19 protein-coding genes are annotated in these 24806 nt (G+C 45.9%); 3 read left to right on the top strand and 16 right to left on the bottom strand.

The annotated features are described in order from the left end of the window. Positions 1-231: 231 nt before the first annotated feature. The 11 genes from DW677_RS14290 to DW677_RS14240 form a co-directional block, all read right to left on the bottom strand. Positions 232-1482: an RNA-guided endonuclease TnpB family protein gene (locus tag DW677_RS14290; protein ID WP_117567663.1), complete on the bottom strand. Its 1251-nt coding sequence runs from the start codon at positions 1480-1482 to the stop codon at positions 232-234. 188 nt (positions 1483-1670) lie between these two features. Further along, positions 1671-3011, bottom strand: a complete 1341-nt coding sequence (locus DW677_RS14285; RefSeq protein WP_117567662.1) for an ATP-binding protein — start codon at positions 3009-3011, stop codon at positions 1671-1673. Positions 3012-3438: 427 nt separating this feature from the next. Continuing rightward, the gene (locus tag DW677_RS14280; RefSeq protein ID WP_015552977.1) at positions 3439-4614 is read right to left on the bottom strand and encodes a DUF819 family protein; all 1176 of its coding nucleotides are present in this window, start codon (positions 4612-4614) and stop codon (positions 3439-3441) included. Positions 4615-5425: 811 nt separating this feature from the next. Next, entirely contained in the window at positions 5426-10288 is a 4863-nt protein-coding gene (locus DW677_RS14275) for a hypothetical protein (protein WP_117567661.1), read from the bottom strand. 521 nt (positions 10289-10809) lie between these two features. Next, positions 10810-11076: a 30S ribosomal protein S18 gene (gene rpsR / locus DW677_RS14270; RefSeq protein WP_015552975.1), complete on the bottom strand. Its 267-nt coding sequence runs from the start codon at positions 11074-11076 to the stop codon at positions 10810-10812. Positions 11077-11197: 121 nt separating this feature from the next. Further along, positions 11198-11692 (bottom strand): single-stranded DNA-binding protein, encoded by a 495-nt coding sequence (locus tag DW677_RS14265; protein WP_117567660.1) that lies wholly within the window; start codon positions 11690-11692, stop codon positions 11198-11200. An 18-nt stretch (positions 11693-11710) separates the two neighbouring features. Further along, a complete protein-coding gene (rpsF, locus tag DW677_RS14260) occupies positions 11711-11998 on the bottom strand; it encodes a 30S ribosomal protein S6 (protein ID WP_117551872.1) in 288 nt (95 codons plus the stop codon). Between the two features lie 240 nt (positions 11999-12238). Beyond that, positions 12239-13741 (bottom strand): tripartite tricarboxylate transporter permease, encoded by a 1503-nt coding sequence (locus DW677_RS14255; RefSeq protein WP_117567659.1) that lies wholly within the window; start codon positions 13739-13741, stop codon positions 12239-12241. Between the two features lie 15 nt (positions 13742-13756). Then, the gene (locus DW677_RS14250; RefSeq protein ID WP_117567658.1) at positions 13757-14284 is read right to left on the bottom strand and encodes a tripartite tricarboxylate transporter TctB family protein; all 528 of its coding nucleotides are present in this window, start codon (positions 14282-14284) and stop codon (positions 13757-13759) included. A gap of 3 nt (positions 14285-14287) precedes the next feature. Continuing rightward, entirely contained in the window at positions 14288-15418 is a 1131-nt protein-coding gene (locus DW677_RS14245; RefSeq protein ID WP_117567657.1) for a tripartite tricarboxylate transporter substrate binding protein, read from the bottom strand. 204 nt (positions 15419-15622) lie between these two features. Beyond that, positions 15623-16984 carry a sodium-dependent transporter gene (locus tag DW677_RS14240; protein ID WP_117567656.1) on the bottom strand — a complete coding sequence of 454 codons (1362 nt, stop codon included), beginning with the start codon at positions 16982-16984 and terminating at the stop codon, positions 15623-15625. 291 nt (positions 16985-17275) lie between these two features. Here DW677_RS14240 and DW677_RS14235 point away from each other — a divergent pair, with 291 nt between their 5' ends. Both DW677_RS14235 and DW677_RS14230 read left to right on the top strand, forming a co-directional pair. After that, entirely contained in the window at positions 17276-18181 is a 906-nt protein-coding gene (locus DW677_RS14235) for a LysR family transcriptional regulator (RefSeq protein ID WP_015552968.1), read from the top strand. 225 nt (positions 18182-18406) lie between these two features. Continuing rightward, positions 18407-18910 carry a shikimate kinase gene (locus tag DW677_RS14230; RefSeq protein WP_117567655.1) on the top strand — a complete coding sequence of 168 codons (504 nt, stop codon included), beginning with the start codon at positions 18407-18409 and terminating at the stop codon, positions 18908-18910. A 94-nt stretch (positions 18911-19004) separates the two neighbouring features. Here DW677_RS14230 and DW677_RS14225 read toward each other — a convergent pair whose 3' ends face one another. The 5 genes from DW677_RS14225 to DW677_RS14205 form a co-directional block, all read right to left on the bottom strand. Continuing rightward, complete coding sequence (locus tag DW677_RS14225; protein ID WP_015552966.1) at positions 19005-19202, bottom strand: DUF951 domain-containing protein; 198 nt, start codon at positions 19200-19202, stop codon at positions 19005-19007. 108 nt (positions 19203-19310) lie between these two features. Beyond that, a complete protein-coding gene (gene mgrA / locus DW677_RS14220) occupies positions 19311-20300 on the bottom strand; it encodes an L-glyceraldehyde 3-phosphate reductase (protein WP_015552965.1) in 990 nt (329 codons plus the stop codon). A gap of 119 nt (positions 20301-20419) precedes the next feature. Further along, a complete protein-coding gene (locus DW677_RS14215; protein ID WP_015552964.1) occupies positions 20420-21142 on the bottom strand; it encodes an NAD-dependent protein deacylase in 723 nt (240 codons plus the stop codon). A gap of 146 nt (positions 21143-21288) precedes the next feature. Continuing rightward, positions 21289-22314: a GNAT family N-acetyltransferase gene (locus DW677_RS14210; protein WP_117567654.1), complete on the bottom strand. Its 1026-nt coding sequence runs from the start codon at positions 22312-22314 to the stop codon at positions 21289-21291. A 3-nt stretch (positions 22315-22317) separates the two neighbouring features. Further along, the gene (locus tag DW677_RS14205; protein WP_015552962.1) at positions 22318-23247 is read right to left on the bottom strand and encodes a phosphatidylglycerol lysyltransferase domain-containing protein; all 930 of its coding nucleotides are present in this window, start codon (positions 23245-23247) and stop codon (positions 22318-22320) included. Positions 23248-23604: 357 nt separating this feature from the next. On the opposite strand from DW677_RS14205, the gene DW677_RS14200 reads away from it, so the two are divergent. After that, the gene (locus DW677_RS14200) at positions 23605-24564 is read left to right on the top strand and encodes a bifunctional 4-hydroxy-2-oxoglutarate aldolase/2-dehydro-3-deoxy-phosphogluconate aldolase (protein ID WP_117567653.1); all 960 of its coding nucleotides are present in this window, start codon (positions 23605-23607) and stop codon (positions 24562-24564) included. The last annotated feature ends 242 nt before the right edge of the window (positions 24565-24806 follow it).

Here is a 24806-nt window from a genome sequence, read left to right as displayed (position 1 = left end):
GTCTGCAAATGCAATGCAAGCGCTAACCTTGTGATCGCGAATTGAACAAGAAAATCTAACTGAAGAATTTGCAAACAAAAACGGCACCGTTCTAACCAGTGCCGTTTTTGCTAGTCTTGTTATTTCAGTGAATTACCCACCACTTAATTTTGAAGAAATTTGAAGTGGGGGCTTCTGGGGAATCCTTGGACTCCCGTTTAAGAAGTTTGATCTTTGAGTTTCCGCCCGCTCTCAGGCGATCCTTATTCTTACAGGCGTATCCACATCGCCTCTATCATATAGAGCCCTTAGGCTCACAATGTTACATTTACGCATGATATTTAAAGCACCATTGACATCAGCGTTGATCCGCCTTCCAGAGCGGTCCTGATACAGGCCACGGCAGATCCGGCGGCCGGAAAAGACCGGTGGCACAAGTCCTGCTTCTCCATATACGGGCATTTCATCCAGATCCCAGAAGGATGCCATGGAAGTATAGCTTTCCTCCTGTTCCACGTAGCGGATCCCATTCATTTCACACAGATATTTCAGTTTCCTGCGGAGTATCCCGAACGGAATTCCCACAAAGACCTGGTTCATCTGCCTGCCAAGGTCTGAGGAGCGCTGGAATGTGGTATTGTAGCCCACGATCAGGGTTCCGATATCGTTCCGGATGCAGTAGGTGACCACCTGTTTCGCTGCTTTACCCATGTAGTCACGGACCTGGTTGTTTCTCTTCCTCTGCAAAACGGCCTGACGTCTGGTTGTTTTCTTTCCGTAGTGCTGCTTGTCTTTGACGCTCTGCAGACAGGCGTTCCGCTTGTTGAACCACTGGTTGATGGATTTTAAGCGTTTCCCATCGATGAGGAAGCTTTCCCCTCTGTTGGAAACGGCCGTCATGAGATTGTCGATCCCGAAGTCGATCACCAGTGCATGGGTTGGATTCAGATTTCTCTGAGCCGCTTCCACCTGATAGGTGTACTGGATCTCAAAGAACCTGGCGTCTGCTTTTGGGATGATACGGATCTCCTTAATGTTTTTATCTGCCAGGACCGGCGGGATGGTAATGGTGACCGGTTTATGATGCTTCTTATACGCTGCTGAGTACGGAAGGACAAACCGGTTCCCATTCAGTCTTACAAACCCGACGATCAGGGTTGCGTAGCCGTCTTTTGGAAGGTATTTGGGCCGCCTGCAGGATGAAAACGGATACTTCCCCTGCTTTGCCAGTTTCAACAGACCGAAGAAAGACTTAAAAGATCCATCCACTTCCTTAAGGATCTGCTGGGCCATGTTGGAATTCAGCATCCGATAGTTTTCGGAAGTCTTTAAGATGGCGTAGTTTTTCTCATATGGGAGATACCGGCTATGTTCAAAGTAATGCTGCCGTACCTGGTAGATGGCCTGGTTGGTCAGGTTTTTGGCTGTGCGGCATAATTCCCGTAGAATGAGGAATTCATCTTTGGACAGATGCTTTAGCTGCTGGCATACGGTCAAATACAAAACGGTTCCTCCTTTCCTAATTGGTGTAGAACATATGTTCTGTGTTAATTATAGCACATGGTTTCACAAAAGGGAAGAGAAAGAATTGTAATTGCTTACCGTTTTACATCTGTCTGTGTATCGTTATAGTGGCATTCATCCCGCCACCTACGAGAAATGGGGGTATTCTGCCGATTTTATGATAAATTCTATTTCTGTAGCTGCTCCAATGCCAATCCGATCAGCCTATCCGCTTGATCTGCCATGAATAGTGGAATATTCAACACATCATCATCCAGTTTCAGATTGTCCAATGAGAAACGGATGCGGAGCTTGACCTTATCAGGGAACAGCTCCTTGAACTTCTTCATACTCTTGCTGGTTGTGTTGGCTTCGGATTTGACCTCCACGGGGAAGATGTCGTTCTCCCGCTGAATGAGGAAATCCACTTCGTAAGGCGGGTTGTTCTGGCTCCAATAACGGGGCATGACTTCAAGCTGAGTAATTAAAGTCTGCAACACAAAGTTTTCGGCTAATGCGCCTTTGAATTCAGTAAAAAGGCGGTTCCCTTCGCCAAAGGCAGTGGGGGCTAACTGCGCCAGACGGCGGAGCAATCCCACATCCACCAGATAAATCTTGAAAGCAGGCAGGTCATCGTAAGCTGCAATCGGCAGGCCGGGAGCTGAGCTGCGATAAATTTTATGCACCAGACGGGCATCCACCAGCCATTGCAAGGCATCCTCGTACTCACGGGCTCGTGCACCTTCCTTGACCACTTTATAGATGAACTTCTTGTTCTCTCTTGCCAGTTGAGAAGGAATGGATTTCCAGATCATTGAGATTTTCGGGAACTCGCTGAGATCAGGATGTTTGGCAAAATCACGCTCATAGGCTCCGATGATTCCGGACAAGGCTTCCTGCATGGCAGAAACATCCCGTGCCTCCGTCCACATCAATACCGGCTCCGGCATACCACCGGTAACATAGTACATCTTCAGCTTCTCATATAATGGATTAAAGAAGGCGTCAGGAATAGGTTCAAGGGTGTCCACCTGTTCCAGATACTGTGCCAGATTTTCATCACCGTTGGCAAGCAGGAATTCATTAAAGGTCATCGGGTCAATCTGCATAAAGTTGACCTTACCTACCGGAAAAGAGGAAGGTTTCGCCAGAGCAATCCCCAACAGAGAACCGGCGCAGGCAACATGGTACTGCGGTGCATTCTCACAAAAATATTTCATGGAGTTAATGACTTTCGGGCAGTCTTGTACTTCGTCAAAGATGATGAGGGTCTTTTCCGGTACTATCTTTTGACCGCTTGCCATCATAAGGTTTTGTAGAATCCGCTCCACATCCTTTGTTGTCTCAAAAAATTGCTTATATTCTTCATTTTCATCGAAGTTAAAGTAGGCTGTATTTTCATAACAGCGTCTTCCGAACTCTTTCAGAATCCAAGTCTTACCCACCTGACGTACGCCCTTCATAATTAAGGGCTTGCGGTAGGGAGAATTCTTCCAATCCAGCAGTTTTTTTAAGATAAATCGTTCCATAGAATCACTCCTCACATTTTTATTGGAGTTTTATGCTTTATAATCACACTTTTATTATATGTGAAATTCATGAAAATCACAAGCACAATCACATAATTATTTAATTTTAATGCCATACAATCACACTTTTATATAAAATAATGAAGAATAGTTTCTATAAAAATAGCCATAGCCTTCGGCAGGATTGCTTATGATGCGCAAAAGAAGTATGTCATGCTTTGCATGATGCGCATATCGCAGCAAGAATGCTTCGGCATTCTTGAATACATCTTATCATTTCTTTTCCATTACGGATAGGGAAGGAAAAAATCAGTAACACTATAATTTATTCTAACCTCCCGCAGAACAGAGCCCTGTCCTGACAAAAACAAACTCCGCACAGTTTCCCGTGCGGAGCTCTTGTACTACCCGTTTCAATTGTTGTTCTCTACCCGATCAGGCTCATTAAGTATCCTACAAATGCGCCGCCCGGTGTTCCAATAATATTGCCGAGAAGAGCCATCAGGATACCGATCGGAACCAGTGCGCTGCTGTATGCACCTGCAAGTACCGGCGCTGTCGCAGTTCCTCCGACATTCGCCAGAGAAGCAACCGCACAGGTAAAGATATCCAGTCGGATCAGCTTTGCAAGGATTACCATAACCGCTATATGGATCAGCAGGATCAGGAATCCGGCAGCCAGCCATACCGGTGCATTTCCCATAGCAGAAATATCTGCTCTGGAAGCGATCATTGCGATGACAATGTAAAGCATGATATTGGAAACTTCTTCCGTTCCCTTAATCTTTCCAAAAGGAGTCATTGCTACGATCAGACCTACAGCTGTTACAAGAAGAACTGTCCAGGTTGCCTTATCAAAAACAGGCAGAACAGACGCAACCATAACACCGGCATCCTTGGACAGAGAGGATATAAAGAAGGATACGCCGATTAAAAGAAGCATGTTTTTCCAGGTAAGAGGTCTCTTGTCCTCCCTTGCCTCTTTTTCCAGAGATGCTCCTACTTCATCGATCAGACGTACATCTGCCTTTGTCCAGGAGTTGAATTCCTTAGAGAAGTTGATCACCCACAGAAGGAACATAACATAGATTACTGCACAAACCGAATCCATTACCAGAGAATATGCCAGACTTTCTTCACTTACATCCAGAATTGCCTGAATCGCCAGCATATTACTGCCGCCGCCTAACCAGCTTCCGCACAGTGCTGCAAGTGCTTTCCAGCTTTCCGGACCCAGTAATTTATGAAAAATTCCATAGCTTACTACAAAACCAACACCGATTGAAATACTCGCTGAGAAGAAACCGATCAGCATTTTCGGTCCTAATTTAATGATCTTTTTCAGATCACAACGCAGCAGCATTAAAAACAGCATTGCGTAGAGTAACGGATTTTTGATCGATACGTAAATGGCTGACGTATCCTGCAGATCCCATACTTTCATAGTACATAAAAGCATCATGCCTAAATAGATCAGAACGATCGGCGGTGCAAATTTAAAAAAGGTCTGTGCGCCTTTTCCCCGCAGGTACACGGGAAGATTGACCAGAATTGCTGCTAACAGCATTAAAGTGGCCAGATAGATAAATCCATCATGAATCATTTGAAATGCTCCATTCCGCCACCGAATATCGGTGGGCTTTATTTTCTTATTCAGAACAAGCCATAACGAGCGGTTGAAATTTTCAGCTCCCCCTTCCTTCTCCTTTTCGATACCTTTTCACAAACCGCAAACCAATGTGGGAACAGCATAGCAGTGTACTGTTTCTCCATAGAATTTCCTCAGAAGGCTAAAAAAAGGGTCCAGAATTATGTTCTGGACCTTTCAATGACCTCTCGAATAGTGTACTGCCCTTCCACATTGCTGTTTCTTTTTTTGACTTTTCCTCTACGTAGTATAAAGGGTGTCAGCAAAAAAGTCAATTTTCAGACATAAATATCCTTAAATGTAATTTTCATGCAGCTCCTTATTGCAGCTTCTTATATTTCCCAGTTTTCGGGGAAAAATTTCTTTTTTAACAAATCACCTGACATACTAATGGATGCCTTAATGGTGAGACTTCAGGAAATTTTAAATCTCAGCGATGAACAACTGACTGTATTTACATATTATTTGACATTGATTCCGAAACCATTTTCCATATCGGCAGGGATGTAAAATGTTTGTTTGACATTTATGCCGAAAACAAATATTGCAATTCATCGAGGATCGCTGGAAAAGATAGTAGACGTAAATGGAATTATTAAGTGTTCTTATACATTATATGCCCGTAAGAACACCCACGCTGCTTTTCACACGGGATTCTGACGAATTCTCCCCTATCTATTGACATAGCGCCCTAAATTAAGTTTGAAAAACGGCACTGCCTCTTTCTCAGATGTAAATACCGATGGAGCAGTGCCGTTCCTATTTTTTATTTCATCCAGGCTCCATTCGAATCTACTTTGTATCCATCTGGAGTGACTGTATTCACGAACAAATGTCCCTTATTCTGGCCAGAAACTGGTTCTAAATAATACCATTTTCCATCAATTTTCTTCCATCCTGTTTCCATTCTGCCAAACCAGCCATCAGAAATCGGATTCAGATAGAAATAGCATCCATTCCATTTCAACCAGCCAGAAACCACATAGCCATTCTTGTCAAAATAGTACCACTCTTTTCGTCCCAAATATTCCAGTTCGCACCATTCATCATGTGGCCATGTACCATCTATTCTCTGATACCACCAGCCTTTTTCATTCTTTATCCACTTTCCTGTTACTCCTCGTTTCGGTATATAGGAGGTATCATCACTGTCGTCTGAACTATCCGATCCACTATCTGATGCCCCTCTTACCGTAAATTTGGCAGTAAAGTTCTGCTCTTCCAATACTCTGAATCGGAACTCAAGTTCTTTTGATACACAATTGCCATCTTTATCATACCAGCCGGCAAAACAATATCCACTATCTGGCTTCGCTGTTAATTTCGCAAAGTCGCCACGAATTGCAGCTTTGCTTCCTTCAACAGTTCCATGTCCTTCTGCCGAAGCATTGATCAGATAACTTGTCAATGTATCCTGATATTCGGCCAACTCAATCTCTGTATTCTCTTTCAGCAGACGATATGAATTATGCTCTTCACCATCATAGAACATTGATTCTGTAATTCCATAGAAATGATCCGCCTGGTTAAGTGTCACAGCGCGATAGTCCGTCTTTCCAATCAAACCAGAACCATCTGATGCAAACTCGGCAACAGAATAATCCATAGCTCCTGCAGCACGGGCAATAATCTCCAGTTTATATTTGCCATTCTGCGGAACGCCAACGATCTTCTGTCCCGCAGAATCAACATATACGTCGATTTCATCATCCGTCACATTTTGCACCTGATCATTTACAATTTTCCCGACCATATTGTCGTTTTCATCGTAAATAATAATATCTACCGGGCAGTTGGTTGCATAACGGATTCCGCCTTTATCATAGAACTTATGGTTTGGATCTGTATCCGTAACTTCTGAAAATCCACTTTTTTCTCTGTCGTAAGCACCATCAGGTCCATAATACCGGTAATCTTTTGGTCCAATTTCGATCCGGCTGTTTATTACTTTCCGGCCACGATTTACTCCTGAATTTGAATCATAATAATATTCTTTGCCATTGATTTCAATCGGTCCAGTCTGCATTGCTCCACGATGATCCTTATTATATTCTGAGCCATCACCTGTGCTGAAGTAATATTCCCCTTCTCCGGTTTCATCCATGATCTTCTGTGCTCCGACTAAAACCCGACCATTCTGATCAAAATAGTACCGTTTGCCATCAATGTAGGCCCATCTGTTTTCTATGTAAAATCTCTCATCTCCATTCGTTCCATAGTAATATTTTTCTCCCGATTCATCCCATGAACCGGCAAATGTCAGAGGACTGAACTCGTTTTCATAATAGTTTAACGGCGAGATTCTCTGAAGCTTATTAATTTCTTTCTGCAGGAAATCTACTTTAACTTGTTTCAGATTATCTCTATTGTATATAGATGCATACACTGCTTTCATATTCTGATATCTCAAAAGCGTTATGCATCTCATAAATTCAAAGGCATTTAAATAGTCCGCTAAATTCTCTGAATTTCCGTCTATTAAAAACTTGTCCTCTTTTTCCCGAAGAACGTCATACGCCACCGTATAAAGCATTTGCGACTGGGCAATCGTATTAACAGCCTCCGGTCTTCCATCAATTGTCTGGATCGTAGTAATGGCCTGACTGAATGTCTTGAGTAAAGGGAGACCTCCCTCCACAGATTTTTTTATAACATCTGTTGCAATCTTGGCCACATTATATTTCGGATTTTCTTTCGGGTCTTCTGTAAAAGTCCAGTCTGCTAATGGATTTTTTTCTCCGGTCACAACTTCATCCCACAAATTTGCCTGTTCTATTAGTGCAAAGCTGGTCTCAAGTACCTGGAATTTTATCTGTTTTTTATAATTACTCTTTAATTCCGAAACTGCATTCTTCAGCTTCTGAATGTTTTGTACCTTTCTGGAGTCGATCTTATTAATTGACTCTTCCAGAGCATTCAGATAGCTTATTTTTTCTGAACAATCCTTAAGCGCGTCTGACCAGCCATTCGCCTGTTCCATAATTACTTTAAATGTTTCATAACTCTGTTTTCCAACACCCTCCAAAATTTTCTTTTTATTATTCTCTCCACTATCTTCTTTTTTCTTGACCTCCTTCATCAATTTCTTAAATGAATTCGAATATTTTTTTTCATTTTTCGATGCGTCGGCAATTTTTTCTGCTATGAATTCGGCATATTCTACTTCATCTATTACTTCATCCCAAGCATTAACCACTGCCTCCGGGGTTGGCTTTGCTTCCGTATTTTCCTGTTCCGGGAATTTTAAATCCATCATCTGAGCCAGGATTTTTCTGTTATTTGACTCTTCCATTAAATACTCAACGTTTATATCATCAATATCCACATATCCACGCTGTTTTCTCAATGTCTGGAATACATACCCGGTCAATCTCATCCAGCCATCATCGATCTTGGCAGAAAGAATATACGATAAATAATTCATATCGTCCATATATGTTGAGATGAACGAATATCTGCTCATTACTGTCGATGGACGGATATGGAACTGATCGTACTCCTCTTTCAGAATTTCATCCACTTCTTTATCCGGAACACACATTCCATATGGATACACTCCGTCTTCTTTGTCATAATAATACAGTCCTTTATCTATACCTGTTATAGCATAGCCATTTTCGTCAAATTTCCATTTACCAGTGAAAATCACGCCGTTTCCATCCGTGTAATTTAATTCACGTACACATGATTTCAGCAGATGGCACTGATTATTCTCAGAAATATAATATCCAACTTTACCATTTTCAAATTTTACCCAGCCCAACTGCTCATCGCTGTCTGACGTATCGGGAATATCCGGTTGAGATGGCATATAATCCTGGAATTGTAGAACTGGATATGGATAGTCATCCAGTCCCATTTTCCATGTGTCATCAAAATCAAAATTTTGATAGGTATTCCGCTGTTTCATTTCACTGGCACTGCATCTTTTTACATTCGTAAGATATATATTTCTCTCGCTTTTAGCATACGCATTTTCTGCTGTGTTAATATAATAACAGTTTTTTACGTCTACATTTCCCCGCCTATCATAAGAAGTACACCTGACTATTCCATAATCTGCTTTTCCCAAATTATAAGAGTTTTCAATTTTAGTTGTTATGTACACTGGTGTTACAACACCTGCACGACCTACTATGCCTGCAGTTCCTTGGTCTTCCAATTGTCCATTATTGTAGCAGTCAATAATATCTCCACCTTCATGATATCCGGCAATTCCTCCTATACAACTTTCAAATTTATAATTATTTCCAACACTTATGTTTCCCATATTTGCGCACTGTTCCATTACTGTTTCCTCAGAATTAGATCCAGCATTTCCGCTAATTCCTCCAACCTCTATCTCATATGGAGAAGCGCCATTCGTGTATTCAACAGAAATATTTCCATAATTTAAGCACTTTGTTATATTCCCGTAAAGTGAATCTCCAAAAAGTCCCCCTACATTATGAAATAATTCTTTACTTTTTATAGATTTTATATTCAATTCTCCTTGATAGGAGCAATTATTGGCCTGTATATTTATTGCAGCTCCGACTATTCCTCCTATGCTGACAGATGATGCTGTTTCAATATCTATTATTGAATTTTTTATGTGACAGTTTTCTATTTTTCCATTACATGAACCGGCTAATATACCACACCGTGACGATCCAGAATCTATAGTTCCGACAATCGAAGCAGAGTCTATATTTAGATTTTTAATAGTTCCAGTACCCACTACTCCAAATAAACCAATGCCAAAAGTACGAGGCTCATTTGGTTTGATTTTAAAATTTGATATCGTATGATTTTGCCCATCAAAATTACCATAAAAAGTCATACTCTCGGCGAGCGACCCTGCTGGGGTATTACCTAATGGTGTCCATTTCACCCCTAACAGATCAATATCATTCATTAACCTATAGTTTGCAGATAAGTTATTCTGTATATTCTGCAAATCTCCTGCCGTATAAATCGAAATCCATTCCTCTGCCTGCACCACAGCGATTCCATAAACCGAAAATCCTACCGATTGGCAGCTAATCTCCTGATCTCCTTCTACTGTCTTCGGAACAAATTCAGCAACATCTTCCCCATCTTTCACATGGAAAATTTCTGATTCATCGACTTGTTCTCCAGTCATGGTATCCGGGAGTTTAAATGTTACCTTCACTCCATCAGACGGTTCAAACTCTTCCCCATCATTCCAGAATGAAATATCATAGGCATAAATCTGTTCAAGTTCTTTTTGATTTTCCTGCATTGATGAGCGCACAGAATCTGTGATCTCAGATCCTAAATCGACCTTTTTCACCTGGATCTGTGTGTTTTCCGGCAGAATGACATCCTGTGAGTCTATCTCAACAATAATTCCATCTTCTGTCGTAAACTGTTTTTTTAATCCTGTTGTTTCAGTTGGTTTATTTGTTGTATTTTCTGTTGCCGCATTGCTTGATGTCATAAGTTCTGTCGCATTGCTGGGCGTCAATAATCCCAACTCATCCCACAAGCTGCTCTCTTCCTTCTCCACATTGGCTGTTTTGTCCTGATTCGTATTTTCAAACGCCCAGGAAACTCCGCTGTTTCCAAATATGGTTCCTATGGACAAGCTTATTGCCAGTCCCCATGCCAGATATTGTTTCTTCATACAATTCCTCCCTGTGGTCCACTTTTTTCGTTTAGACACAAATTGTAATGTAACAATTGAAGAAACTAAAAAGCAGGGGTGCAAAGATTCCACTTCACACTCCTGCTGTCATTTTCTGTACAACAAATAAACTCCTACCCCATTTCCATCTTGTCTATTATTATTATTTCGACTATAATGGAATGGCATAGTAGTGGCGCAACCATTGTGAGAAGTGTCCCTTAAACACTTTTCACATCTGCAAGGGTATTACCAGTACCCTTGCAGATGCTATGCTTTTTAGTTTTCTATGTTCATTCTAACACGGACGTAAAACATATTCAACTATATTTATCTATGTTGCTTTCCCGATTATTTATGCAATTTATGCTAAATTGGCGATGCTGGAAACGAAATGTCCCATACGAAATACGCCAATAGAAAAAAGCCCCTGTGTGATCTCTCACATAGGGGCTCGAATGATGCTTCAAATTAATTAGATAAAACCTTACTTTATCCGTGAAAATCCTTATTCTAAGGAATTATTCACATGTGTACGGCATAAGAGCGATATGACGTGCTCTCTTGATAGCTACTGTTAAAGCTCTCTGGTGCTTTGCGCAGTTGCCTGTGATTCTTCTCGGGAGGATTTTTCCTCTCTCGGATACGTATCTCTTTAACTTGTTTACGTCCTTGTAATCGATCTCGCCGTTCTTATCGCCGCAGAATACGCAAACTTTTTTTCTTCTATGCATGCCGCCTCTTCTTACTCTGGAAGAATCGGACTTGTCACCTTTATTGAATGCCATTTTAAATTACCTCCTGTTAGTTTCGTTGTCTGTAACCGTCCAACGCTTGTCCGGTCACGTGCAAACTCAGTCTACTCACAGCGAATTAGGAGTAACGCACTGTATTGTCTCAGACTGGTATTTAGTTGAATGGAAGTCCTTCGTCCTCGACTCCATCCGGAATATTCATAAATCCATCGCCGATCGCACTGGACGGAGCAGGTCTTGTTGCCTGCTGGTAGCCGCCGCGATTACCGCCGCCGTAGCTGTTTCCGCCGCCAAAGCTGCTGTTGTCGCCGCCCTGACCCTTACTGTCAGCGAATTCCTGGTCATCTACAATGATATCCGTTGTATAGACCTTCTGGCCATCCTTATTTACATAGCTTCCGGTCTGGATTCTTCCGGAAACCAGTACACGCATGCCCTGGCGGAAATATTTCTCCGCGAACTCACCTGCGCGGTCAAAAGCTACGATGTTGATAAAATCGGCCGTCTGGCCCTGATCGCCGTCCTGGTTTCTTCTGCCTCTTCTGTCAACTGCAAGCGTATATCTTGCGATCGCCATAGAGCGCTCGCCCTGGGAATAGCGTACTTCCGGGTCTCTGGTTAATCTACCCATAAGGATAACTCTGTTCATATTCTCACTCTTTCTTTATTAAGCGTCCTGTCTTACGCAAAGATAACGGACAACCGGCTCCATAATACGGATATGAGCCTCTACCTCGTTCGGGCAGTTTGCCTCGCCCTCGAAGTGGATGAAGTAGTAGAATCCCTCTTTGCTCTTCTGGATCTCATATGCAAGTCTCTTCTTGCCCCATTCGTCCACATCAACGACATTGCCGCCGAAACGTGTGATATAGCCTTTCACCTTTTCAAGTGCGGCTGCTCTTTCGTCATCCTCAAGTTTTGCGCTAAGAACAACTGCTAACTCGTATTTGTTCATAGTTTCATAAACCTCCTTCTGGTCTTCCGGCCCCCGATTTTCAGTATCAGGAGCAAGGATTTTTTACATGTCACAGATAATAATCTTAGCAAAAAAGAGCAGGAAATGCAAGCACTTTTTGCCTGATTTCCTGCTCTTTTTATACTTTTTTCATTTCCTACCGTCTTTCACACCGGCGGGAAATCCTGCGCCGGTCGAAATTTGGTGATCCGGCCTGTTTTTCAGAAGTTTTATCTGAAATTACGCCGTTTTTCTCGAAAAGATCCCTTTTACTTTATCGATATACGGCTTCGTCCACGGAATATTTCCAAGCAGGACGAATAATGTACAAATCGAAAGAACGATCGTGATCAGATGTCCGAACATCGCCATAAACGGGTTGTCGGAGGACGATGCCAGGGACACGGCCTGACGGAAGTTGGAATCCATCATCTTTCCGAGTACCATCGCAAGGATCAGCGGGGCAACCGGATAATCGAACCGGCGCATCATGAATCCCATCAGTCCGAAGAAGAACATGAGTCCCACATCAAACAGACGGTTGTTGCACGCGAAGGAACCGATCACACAGAGGCTCGTTACCACCGGGATCATGATGTTCTTCGGGATCGTAATGACCTTACAGATCCTCGGGGCAACAATCAGTCCTAACAGTAAAAGCGCAAAGCACGCGATGATTCCCGCTACTACAATCGAGTAGAAGGATTCTTTGTTCTGGGTGATAAATAACGGACCCGGCTGTAATCCATGGACATAGAATACGGAAAGGATGATCGCGGTAACTGCGTCGCCCGGAACCGCTAACGTCAGCATCGGGATCAGTGCACCGCCGATACATGCGTTGTTGGAGGACTCACTGGCCACGATTCCTTCCACCGCACCCTCACCGAAGGGAACCTCCGGCTTCTTTACGAGGCGCTTCGCCTCATTGTACGCGATAAAGGATGCCACCGGTCCGCCTGCTCCCGGAAGAGCGCCGACTAAAAGACCGATCGTGGATGTATATAAGGAAAGCTTCCAGCTCTTTAAGATCTCTTTCAGGCTGACCTTCGCCTTTTCCATCGCAAGGACATTCTGCTCCTGCTTCATGTTGTATACAACAGAGAGCACTTCTGCAAAGCCGAAGAAGCCGACAAGCGCCGGGACTGTGCTGACACCGCCCGCGAGGTTCTGGATCCCGAAGGTCAGGCGCTTTGTTCCCATCAGCGGATCCAGTCCGATCATGCTGATCACAAGACCGATCATAACGCTGATAAGACCCTTCGCGTAGTTCTTCGTGCTGACGGAACCGACTGTCGCAAGTCCGAAGAGAGCCAGAAGGAAATAGTCCATCTTTGTAAATTTGATCGCAACTCTCGATACCGGCTCCGCTAAGAGTCCCAGAGCCAGAAGGCCAAATAAGCTTCCGATAAACGAGTAGATCGTTGCGGTAAAGAGTGCCTTGTAGGACTGACCCTTTTTCGACATCGGGTAGCCGTCCAGTGTCGTTACGACCGATGAAGGCGCGCCGGGGATATTGATCAGGATCGCCGATACCGCACCGGAGAAGACTCCGACTACATAGACACCCATGATCATCGCCAGGGCGTCTGAATGTTCCCAGGTATAAGTAATGGATACAAGAAGCGCGGTCGCCATGGACACGGAAAGTCCCGGGATCGCTCCTACGAACAGACCAGCCACAGAACCAAGGAGAACCATAAGAATAAACCGCGGATCGACCACGGATAACATCTGCATCATTTTCCTTTCTCCTTTCTATGGCAGAAGCACATGTAAGAATGTGCGGAATGCGAGGCTTAAGAACAAGGTGGTTCCGATCGGCACGAAGACAAGGACCGGAATTTTTCTGACACCCATGAAAATCATCATGGCGATCAGGAATACCACCGTCACAACCTCAAATGTCGAAAACGTATACGCAAAAGATAAAATTCCGATGGTGATATACGGAATTTTAATGAAGGCGAGAGCCGCATAGTAGATCGCACAGAGGATCAGGGCGATCACGACCCAGCGCCTCTTTTCTGTTTTTCCTGCCTTTTCCGGCTTCTTGTCATCCGAATTTGCGGCAGCCTTTTTCATCGCCGTAACTCCCTCTCCGACGATCCATAAGGACAGACCGATCATGGCGATCGCCACGATCAGCGGAAACAGGTACGGGGACTGTGCCCAGCTTTTGTTAAACCCTTTCGCGTAGGATAAAAGAGAATACGAGAGCAGCACAAGGCCGCTCCCGCAAAATACAATTCCTTCGACGATCAGCGAATGAATCTTATTCTTCATTGATTATTCTCCAATTCTCTTGATGCCGAACTCTTCCGGACTCTTCTCGGCAACACCGTTGTCATACTGTAACCAGCAGATTACGGATTTCCAGTTGTCATAGAATGCCTGGATCGATGCGTCATCTTTGTACTCGTCATATACCGGATCCGCTGCGTTCTGTTTTACGAACTCGGTCCACTCCGGATCTGCGAATACCTTCTCAGATGCTGCCTTTAATACATCAACGACCTCCTGCGGTGTATCGTTGTTTACAACGAAGGAAAGGAGTGTGTACGGGATATTTAAGTACTTTTCAGCTTCCGGAACTGTCTCTGTAAACGCCGGGATATCCGGGTAAGCGTCCATTCTCTTATCGGAGAATACTGCTAACGGTTTCACATCACCGCTCTCAATATAGCCGCCGAGTGTAGAGATATTCGGGTTCGTGAAGTCAACCTGTCCGCCGATGACACCGAGAAGTGCATCGTTTCCGGAGTCAAAGCTTGTCATAGCAACTTCATAGCCGAGCTCTTTTAATACAAGTCCCTGATTGTGTCCGCTTCCTCCAGGACCGGAGTGGGACATTGTGATCTTTCCCGGGTTTTCCTTGATCGCATCAAGAAGCTCCTGAAGTGTGTTGTACTTGGAGTCTTTTCCGACTACAAGAACCTTCGGATCACCAACTAACGGAGAGATAACGGTGAAATCATCGTATCCAAGGTCGCAGATATTCATGGTTCTGTAGGTTCCCATCGTCTCCGCACAAACAAGAAGTGTGTAGCCATCAGACGGCTGCTCTTTTACGAACTGGCTTCCGATGGATCCGGACGCGCCGCCCTGATTTGTAACGGTGATCGGCTGTCCTAAATATTTCTCAAGCAGGACTGCAAGCTTTCTGCCCCAGGTATCGGTTGTTCCGCCTGCACCGTAAGGAATGATCATTGTGATCGGTTTTGTCGGATAATCTGCGGTCGCAACAAGATCGCCGGCAGCCTCTGTGGTTGTCTCGCTGTCTTTTGCTGCTTCTGCAGTTGTCTCAGCTGCTTTTGTTGCTGCTGCGGTCGTCTCGGTCTTGGAAGATGTGGAGACACTGCATGCAGTCATGGACAGGCACATGATAGCGGCCATGCCCAGTGCAATCATCTTTTTCATTGTGGTACTCTCCTCTTTTTTGTATTTGCGATGATTATTATAACACAGGTCATTTCGATATTCAATACAAAAACTTTTACGCTTTAAAGTTTTTATGTGCATATCGCATTAAACCGGTAAGTTTTTCATGAATTCCTGTCTTTTTATGAAATCCGGTAACTGTTCGGTACACAGTTACGAAACCCGTGCATATCGGAGAGTCTGTTATCCGATCAGCCCCTGGATCAGGATCACCAAAATCAGCACCGGAAGAACATACCGGAAATAGATCTTCGCCCAGTTCGCACCCGGCATCTTAAGTCCCGCTCCTTTGTTTGCCTCCGCGAGATACTTATCATATCCCCAGCCCCACTTGCTCACACAGAATAACAGATAAACAAGGGATCCAAGCGGTAAAAGCAGGTTGCTGACTAAGAAATCCTCAGAATCCAGAACATCTCTCGTGCCGATGATGTGGAGATTACTCCATACATTGTAGCCCAGAACACAGGGCAGGCTGGCGATCAGCACGAAAATACAGTTGATCACGGAAGCCTTCCTTCTGCTCCATCCGATGTTATCCATGCAGCTGGAAAGCAGATTTTCGAACACGGCGATAACGGTTGAGAAGCTTGCCGCCGACATAAACAAGAAGAACAGCATGCCCCAGATCCGTCCGCCTGCCATGTTGGCAAACACGTTCGGAAGTGTGATAAAGATCAGCTGCGGGCCGGCATCCGGCTGTACGCCAAAGGAAAAGCATGCCGGGAAAATAATCAGTCCGGCGGAAAGGGCTACCAGCGTATCAAGGCCGCAGATCCGTACCGCCTCACCTGCAAGCGTATGCTCCTCGGACATGTAGCTTCCGAAGATCTCCATTGCCGCAATGCCAAGGCTTAATGTAAAGAAGGACTGGTTCATGGCAGCCATGATCACCGATCCGAGTCCGACATCCGACGCGCGTCTGAAATCCGGGAGAAGGTAAAAGCTCAGTCCCTCTTTCGCACCCGGAAGGATCAGGCTATGTCCCGCAAGCACCAGGATCAGCAATAACAGCGCCGCCATCATCCATTTTGTGATCTTCTCAAGGCCATTCTGAAGACCTCTGCTGCAGATAAAGAATCCGACAACAACGGTCACAGCCATCCAGAATCCCATCTCACCGGGATTGCTGAGCATATCCCCAAATACTCCTGCGACTTGATCCGCATTCATTCCGGTAAATGTTCCCGTCGCGAACTTCACGAAATAGCTGAGCATCCAGCCGGATACGGTCGTGTAATACATCATTAACAGATAACAGCCGAGGATACAGAACCAGCCGTGTACATGCCATTTACTGCCCGGCTTTTCCAGCGCCCGATACGCACCGACCGCGCTCTTTCGTCCCGCACGTCCCACCGCAAGCTCCATCGTGAGGACCGGAACGCCCATACACAACAGGAACAGCAGATAGAACAGGACAAACACGCCGCCGCCATTCTGTCCCGCTACATACGGAAACCGCCACACATTTCCAATTCCGATCGCACAGCCCGCGCTTACCAGTAAAAAACCTAAACGTGAGCCAAAATTTTCTCGTTTCATAAGTATAACTCCCCTCTTACGGCTGCGGTCCGCGTCTGTCTTATCCGCAGCTCTTATCCTGCTGGCGTCACTGTATTCGGTATTGTACAGTATGTTCCGTTTGGGTAACTGTTTGGAACGTATCTGCCCTTGTACCGCCATCCAGCATCAGTAGTCTTATGATACCGCCCGGTAAAAGGATTTGCAACCGCGCATTTTGTATGATATCATAAGAAAAACTTATGTTTTACGAAGAGTAACGATGCTTCCCACAGAGTGGGGCGATTTATTCCTATTTTTTAGGAGGAGCTTATGAACACAAACCAGCTGCGCTACTTCGTGACCGCCGCTGAATGCCGCAGCTTCACGAAAGCCGCAGACCAGTTTTATATTACCCAGACTGCCATCACCCAGCAGATCCGCGCGTTAGAAGACAGCCTCGGCGTCCCGCTCTTTGACCGGTCGAGCCGCCCGATCTCCCTGACTCCGGCCGGAAGCGCATTTCTAAGTGATGCAAGGTCGATCCTCGGCCGCATTGATCAGGCGGTAAACCGGATTCAGGAGGTTTCAACCGGTATGGTAGGAACCCTGCGGATCGGATATACAAAAGGCTTTGAGCGAAGCAATTTTTCCAACTCCCTGCGTTTCTTCCATAATAAATATCCAAATATTCTTGTTTCCTGTTACCGCCGAAACACCGATCTTCTCGCCGCGGGGCTATTGAAGGACGAATATGATATTATTTTTACCTGGGACAGCACGGAGCTCGTGAAAAACGAGTCCATTGAATACCGGCTCATTGAACGCAGTCCTCTGATGGTCGCTGTTTACAGCAATCATCCACTTTCCAGGCGGGAATCCCTTCAGCGGTCAGAGCTCCACGGCGAACGCCTGCTGTTCATGACCCCGTCCAGCACCGGTGATTCCGTCAGTGACCTCCGCTTCTACGAGATGTATGAGCAGGCCGGATATCATCCGGACATCTTCTTCCGTTCCAACGATGTGGAGAGTATTCTCATGATGGTATCCATCGAGGAAGGGATCTCCATTATTCCCTCCTATGTGACGCATAAGCTGACAAATGCGGAAAACCTTGTGTTTATCCCGCTGATCGGCGAAGAGGAGGTCGTTGAGATCATTGCGGCGTGGAAAAGATCCTCCGGGAATCTGGCGCTGCAGCAGTTTTTGGGGCATTATCCATTGTTGAAGTCGGAGTAAAATATGTGTCGGCAGACTCGCCCGCCCATGTTTTAGGAAACCGCTTCTGCTATTCCCGGAAACTTTGTCCTCACTCTTATTGCCTTTCTTCTATATTTATGGTATTTTATATGTGCTTTTCATTTACAGACCGACATTGCCGGCTCATTTGATACCCGGTGCGGTATTATCAAAAACGCAGAATACTTTCGCCAGAATCAGCAGACCTTTCGAGAGGAACCAGACATGACACCAGAACATCCAATTATTTTATGCGGCTTCACAAGCAGCGGAAAGACCACCATCGGAAAACTTCTCTCCGAACAGCTCGGTCTCCCGTTTTACGATACGGATCAGATGCTGATCGAGCATTACAAGATGACAATCCCGGAGATCTTCGCAAAAGGCGGGGAGTCTTTGTTCCGGGACTATGAACATGAGATCGCCCGTCAGGTATGCGGCCTCGGCCCGTCCGTGGTCTCTACCGGAGGCGGAATGCTGACCTTTGACCGGAACGGAGAGATCCTCGAAAAGAGCGGCACGATCTTCTATATTGACCGCCCGTTTGAGGGCTGCTACCGGAATCTTGCGTTGCATCCGGAACGACCGTTATTTAAGAACCATGCAAAAGAGGAAATCGAGAATACCTATCTCACGCGACGCGGGTTATATAAGAAATATGCAAAGTACGATATCCCGAATACCAAGGGGCCGCAGGACGCGGTTGAGAAGATCTGTGCGCTTTTATAGTTGCCTCCGAACTCAAAAACCAGCCACATGTTTTCCATTACGCTTCCCGCTCTAATGGATCCCATGTGGCTGGTTTTTGTTTTTCAAGTTTCCTTTATTTTACTTCCGTCCCATCCGGCTTTCTGAGTCCTCTGGTATTCTTCTCCACCAGCCGTCTCGTCACCATGACCATATGGCCGCAGCCCATACATTTTAAGCGGAAGTCCGCGCCCACGCGCAGGATTTCCCATTCCTGACTGCCGCAGGGATGCGGTTTCTTTAATTTTACGATATCGCCTACTTCATATACCATTCTCTATGTCTCCTGTTGCCTGAAACCTGTCTTCTCAAACGATCTCTTATTTCTTACAAATTTTCACGATCCATACGGTTTCTGCGTGTTGATCTGTTCTAAACTCTTTTATGCCAGGATCTCGTCGATCTTTTTCAGCTCATCCTCCGAAAATCCCGTGCACTCAAGCGCCGCAAGACTGTCATCCAGCTGCGAAACCCTGCTGGCGCCCACCAGGACCGTTGTCACCTCCGGGCGGCGTAAGATCCAGGCGATAGCCATCTGCGCCAGCGTCTGTCCGCGTTCTTCCGCAAGTTGGTTTAATTGTTTGATTTTTTCTAATTGTTCATCAGAAAGATACCGCTGTGCCACCGTCGTTCCCTCACGGGATGCGCGGGAACCTGCCGGAATCCCCTTCAGGTATTTATCTGTCAGTGCGCCCTGAGCGAGCGGGGAAAAGCAGATACAGCCCACTCCGTTTTCATCAAGCGCGGAGAGAAGTCCGTCTTCCACCCAACGCTCCAGCATATTATAGCGCGGCTGGTGGATCAGGCACGGCGTTCCGTTTTCCTTTAGGATCTTTACTGCTTTTCTCGTCTCTTCCTCTTTATAATTGGAAAGTCCGACATAAAGCGCTTTTCCGCTGCGGACGATATCGCTCAGTGCTCCCATCGTCTCCTCGATCGGTGTCTCCGGGTCCGGTCTGTGATGGTAGAAAATATCGACATAATCAAGCCCCAAGCGCTTCAAACTCTGGTCGAGGCTCGCCATCAAATACTTTCTGGAACCCCAGTTTCCGTAAGGTCCCGGCCACATATCATATCCGGCTTTTGTTGAGATCACAAGCTCATCCCGGTATGTACCAAGACAATCCTTAAGCGCCTGACCGAAATTTTTCTCCGCAAGGCCGTTTGCCGGATGTCCGTAGTTGTTCGCAAGATCAAAGTGTGTGATCCCGCGGTCGAATGCATGGCACAGGATCTCCTCCTGATCTGTAATCGTCTTTTCCAGTCCGAAATTCTGCCATAATCCCAGCGCGACCCGCGGAAGCTTTAAACCGCTTCTTCCACAGCGTTTATACTCCATAGTCTCATAACGATTCTCTGCTGCCTGATACATAGTTTCTGCCTCCTGTTTTCTGCGCTTTTGCCGCGCGCTTTATATGTGCGCCCATTCCAGCCTATGTATGATGTTCAAACTTACTGCGGCATTCATCGATCATTCTAAACAATATTTGTTTATACTCCGACTGCGTCCCCGAGAACCTCCCCGATCGGCCCGCTGATCACGAGATCCGCGCGGTTATCCATCGGTGTCACGGATTTATTGATGAGGACCAGCTTATGTCCCCGGTAATAATCGATGAGCCCCGCTGCAGGATATACCGTGAGGGACGTTCCGCCGATGATCAGCACATCCGCATTCGCGATATATTTCACGGATTTTTCGATGGTCTCCTGATCCAGACCTTCCTCATAGAGGACTACATCCGGCTTGATCGTTCCGCCGCAGGTACATTTCGGAACTCCCGTAGAATTTAAGATTGCATCCAGTCCATAGAACTTTCCACAGCGTGTGCAGTAATTCCGCAGTACAGAACCATGGAGTTCCAAAACCTCCCTGCTGCCCGCTTTCTGATGCAGTCCGTCGATATTCTGTGTTACGACTGCCTTTAATTTTCCCATTTTCTCTAACTTTGCAAGTGCCTTATGAGCTCTGTTCGGCTCCGCGTTCGGAAACAGCATCTTGTTCCGGTAGAATCGGTAAAATTCCTCCGGCTTTCTCATATAGAATGAATGGCTTAAGATCGTCTCCGGCGGATAATCATACTGCTGGTTGTACAGTCCGTCCGTACTCCTGAAATCCGGAATATGGCTCTCCGTGGACACGCCAGCCCCGCCAAAAAATACGATATTGCTGCTCTCATCCAGCCACTTTTTTAATGTTTCCCGCTCTGTCATGACAGATCTCTCCTTTCTGTATTCAAGAACGTCTCGGCATTCTTGCTGCTCGTCACCTAAAGAGGTGGGAGTCATCTCACATCTGATATCATGCGCTTTTCTGCTTTGCTGTCAGCGGATCATGCACCGTTTGACCCTGATATCATTTACACAACTTCATCTAAGAACACTCCGCGAAACGGCTCAATATACTCCCCATACGGAATCTTCGCCACCTGCGCCGGTGTCCGGTATCCAAACAGCCACTCGGTAAGCTCCGAGATCGTCAGGACCTCCATTTTCCCCTTTGCGATAAACCGGGATTCCTGGATCATCCTCGAGCCTTCCTTTGTCAGCTGCCACAGCCATGCACCCTGATTCTGCGGTACGAAGAGATCGTTGATCCCGATCTCCACCGTCACTTCATCCTGCGGACAGTTCTCCGCTAACCGGATCGTCTTTACGAACTCCGGCATGCAGACGATACGCGCCATGATCGCCGGCTTCCGTCCCGCCTCGCTCCGGTAATGTTCTCCGGTGTAGAGATAACGCATCTCCCGTTCCTTTAAGCCCCACTCACTCTGCATTCCGATAAACCAGTCATCGTCATAGAGCAGTGTGCAGGTTCCATTTTCGCTGGCAAGCTCCTTCTCCATCCGCTGTAAATATGCCTCATCGCGGATCGCAAAGACCTCATATTTTCTCTTTAACCAGGCAGTCTGCCACTCCGCCAGATCTGCACCCAGCGTCTTCAGGTTACAGGGCTCTCTGTGGATGTGGGGATTATATTTGAGGACCCAGCGCGGCTGATCATAAATATACCGGAAATCGTAGGGACGGTACAGGGACTCTCTTGCGGGCATCAGAAACGTAAACGGCATCCGTTCTTCCTGCATGTCCCGCAGCATCGCCAGCATGAGACTTCTCATGTATCCCTTGTGGCGCCCAGCAACCAGTGTGGAAACGCCGACGATATAGTCGCACACAGCCTCACTTCCCCGCATATAGATCCTGTACGGGTTCCGGTGGAGCATGGATACAATCTCACCGTTCTCCTCCCGGACAAGTACCTTGTTGTCCTTCATTTTTTCCTTAAAATAATAATCACAAAATTCCGTGGAATCTTCCGGGAACGCCTCTCTCCAGAGCTCCAGGCATCTTCCCTTTTCTTCTGTCTCCAAATACCGTATCATACTTTACTCCGCGCTCTGTGCCTCAAAATCTAACTGTTTAATCCGATACTTTCTCGCGAAATCCATCGGCGCATAGGACATCTTCGCCTGACGGAGTCCCGGGAGTCCCATATCATCCTCACGGTTTACGATCTCCGCCTCGGGGAATTCATGGATCAGGAACTGCTGGTTGATCATCTGGTAAAGTCCGCGCATCTCCGGGTTCGCCTTTTCGATGTGGATGATCGCCATCTTTTCCTTACTATTATAGCTTCCGATGGAGAACGCCTCCAACCGGTCATCCACATAGATCCCTCCCATGCGGACTGACAGCATCGAGCAGTTCCTTAAGATCTCGTGGATTCCTTCCACTTCATAATCCAAGTGTCCCTCGACCTCCTGGCCTTTTCCCTCTCTCCATTGATCCAGAAACTTCCAGATCTCGCAGCCGTCCGAACAGCAGAGCGTCCGGTACTCATATCTTCCTTCATATGCTTTTTTGAACGCGTTCAGGTTGTTTTTCTTCTTGTGGAGCGCCTTTCCGGCCAATGTCTTCAACGCCTCCGCGCTGTAAAGGTAGTCCTTTGCATCCGGAAGCTCCGTTACGGAGTAGCGGTCCGCCGGGAGATTTAAACAGTCCACCGCCTCCTGATCCGCCAGATAGATCTCAAGCGGCAGATGAAGATTATCGTTGAAATACTGTTCGATCTCTTTAAAGTAGTGGGGCATATCTTCGATGGCGCACACAGGAAGAGAGGCATACATCTTTCCTAAAATCTTCATGATCCAGAGAACTGCCTTGTCATCTCTCTCGCAAAAGTGGACATGATAGTAATCCGCCCAGAGGAAATTATCAAGCATCACACTGTCACAGGTATTGTCGTGGCGCCTTCCATAATACTTACTGAGTTCCGCAAAATTCTCGGCGCCCAGCTTCTGAAACTGTATATCCATATAATTGTTTTTTCCCTTTCTAACTGCCGCTCATCTCCGGCAGCCGTTCCCGGTCTTTCACAGGAAATATTTTTCTGTTCTTATGGTTCCCTTGTTTTTTACTTTTTATAGTTTACCACACTTCCATAATAAAATGAAGCAATTTGTTTTTCGGCAGTTTTACTCAGAAAATCCAGTAAAATTAGGCTTTTTCGCTATTGACAATTCGAATCTCATGAGTATAATCTAATTTAGATGATACCGCAATGCGAAACTTAGTTCCGTATTATGAAACTCGGTATTAAGACTCAATATGACTTGATTATTGACTAAAACTGAATTTCCTAAATTTATAAAGCAAAAAAGGAGACAGGAATCATGAACGAAGTTTTAGAGAAAATCCAGAAAATTGGTATTGTTCCGGTTGTTGTACTTGACGATGCAAAGGATGCAGCACCGCTTGCAAGGGCACTTTGCGAGGGCGGTCTTCCGTGCGCTGAGGTTACATTCCGTACAGCTGCAGCAGAAGAGTCCATCCGTATTATGGCAAAAGAATTCCCGGAGATGTTAGTTGGCGCAGGTACTGTTCTTACAACTGAGCAGGTTGACCGTGCAGTAAACGCAGGCGCAAAATTCATCGTAAGCCCGGGCTTAAACCCGACCGTTGTTAAATACTGTGTAGATAAGGGAATTCCGGTAACTCCGGGTACTTCCAATCCGAGCGATGTTGAGATGGCGATCTCCCTTGGCCTTGATGTTGTTAAATTCTTCCCGGCTGAGCAGGCTGGCGGAATCAACATGATCAAAGCTATGGCAGCTCCGTACACACAGATGAAGTTCATGCCGACAGGCGGAATCAACGCTAAGAACATCAACTCCTACCTTGCATTTGACAAGATCCTTGCTTGCGGCGGAAGCTGGATGGTTAAGAAAGACCTCGTAGCTGCCGGTGAGTTCGATAAGATCCGCGACCTCACAAAGGAAGCTGTTCAGACAATGCTCGGTTTTGAGCTCGCTCATATCGGAATTAACTGCGACAGTGAGACAGAAGCTGAAAAAACTGCTGACGCATTCGACGGTCTGTTCGGATTCACAAAGAAGGTCGGCAACAGCTCCGTATTTGCAGGAACCGCTGTTGAGGCTATGAAGTCCAAGGGACTTGGCTCCAAGGGTCATATCGCCGTTGCTACAAACTCTGTAGTAAGAGCTAAAAACTACCTTGAGATGATGGGCTACAAGTTCAACGAAGAGTCCGCTAAGTTCAAAGGCGACAAGATGACAGCAATCTATCTCGCAGACGAGATCGGCGGCTTCGCAGTACACCTTGTACAGAAATAAGTAAAATTGCACAACATGCAATTTTACGCTACGCAAACGTAGCGTAGCGGAGTTCGCGGTTCCCGTTACGCTGTGCAAACGAAACGAAGTGAAGTTCGCACTTCCCGTCACGCTACGCAAACGTAGCGCAGCGGAGTTCGCGGTTCCCGTTACGCTGTGCAAACGAAACGAAGTGAAGTTCGCACTTCCCGTTTACGTGCATTACTTGATCATAAATTAACCTGTTGTGCTAGATAAAATAA

It is taken from the genome of Clostridium sp. AM25-23AC (genome assembly GCF_003435125.1).
Classification (GTDB): Bacteria; Bacillota; Clostridia; order Lachnospirales; family Lachnospiraceae; genus Pilosibacter; species Pilosibacter fragilis.
This window is presented reverse-complemented; position numbering and strand designations above follow the sequence as displayed.

Excerpts from the sequence above, each read along its gene's own strand:
- DW677_RS14205 (WP_015552962.1), bottom strand. The coding sequence starts at position 23,247 with ATGGATATACAGTTTCAGAAGCTGGGCGCCGAGAATTTTGCGGAACTC.
- DW677_RS14265 (WP_117567660.1), bottom strand. The coding sequence starts at position 11,692 with ATGAACAGAGTTATCCTTATGGGTAGATTAACCAGAGACCCGGAAGTA.
- DW677_RS14240 (WP_117567656.1), bottom strand. The coding sequence starts at position 16,984 with ATGAAACGAGAAAATTTTGGCTCACGTTTAGGTTTTTTACTGGTAAGC.
- DW677_RS14285 (WP_117567662.1), bottom strand. The coding sequence starts at position 3,011 with ATGGAACGATTTATCTTAAAAAAACTGCTGGATTGGAAGAATTCTCCC.
- DW677_RS14280 (WP_015552977.1), bottom strand. The coding sequence starts at position 4,614 with ATGATTCATGATGGATTTATCTATCTGGCCACTTTAATGCTGTTAGCA.
- rpsR (WP_015552975.1), bottom strand. The coding sequence starts at position 11,076 with ATGGCATTCAATAAAGGTGACAAGTCCGATTCTTCCAGAGTAAGAAGA.
- DW677_RS14230 (WP_117567655.1), top strand. The coding sequence starts at position 18,407 with ATGACACCAGAACATCCAATTATTTTATGCGGCTTCACAAGCAGCGGA.
- DW677_RS14245 (WP_117567657.1), bottom strand. The coding sequence starts at position 15,418 with ATGAAAAAGATGATTGCACTGGGCATGGCCGCTATCATGTGCCTGTCC.
- DW677_RS14250 (WP_117567658.1), bottom strand. The coding sequence starts at position 14,284 with ATGAAGAATAAGATTCATTCGCTGATCGTCGAAGGAATTGTATTTTGC.
- DW677_RS14210 (WP_117567654.1), bottom strand. The coding sequence starts at position 22,314 with ATGATACGGTATTTGGAGACAGAAGAAAAGGGAAGATGCCTGGAGCTC.
- DW677_RS14255 (WP_117567659.1), bottom strand. The coding sequence starts at position 13,741 with ATGATGCAGATGTTATCCGTGGTCGATCCGCGGTTTATTCTTATGGTT.
- rpsF (WP_117551872.1), bottom strand. The coding sequence starts at position 11,998 with ATGAACAAATACGAGTTAGCAGTTGTTCTTAGCGCAAAACTTGAGGAT.
- DW677_RS14225 (WP_015552966.1), bottom strand. The coding sequence starts at position 19,202 with ATGGTATATGAAGTAGGCGATATCGTAAAATTAAAGAAACCGCATCCC.
- DW677_RS14215 (WP_015552964.1), bottom strand. The coding sequence starts at position 21,142 with ATGACAGAGCGGGAAACATTAAAAAAGTGGCTGGATGAGAGCAGCAAT.
- DW677_RS14235 (WP_015552968.1), top strand. The coding sequence starts at position 17,276 with ATGAACACAAACCAGCTGCGCTACTTCGTGACCGCCGCTGAATGCCGC.
- DW677_RS14200 (WP_117567653.1), top strand. The coding sequence starts at position 23,605 with ATGAACGAAGTTTTAGAGAAAATCCAGAAAATTGGTATTGTTCCGGTT.
- mgrA (WP_015552965.1), bottom strand. The coding sequence starts at position 20,300 with ATGTATCAGGCAGCAGAGAATCGTTATGAGACTATGGAGTATAAACGC.
- DW677_RS14275 (WP_117567661.1), bottom strand. The coding sequence starts at position 10,288 with ATGAAGAAACAATATCTGGCATGGGGACTGGCAATAAGCTTGTCCATA.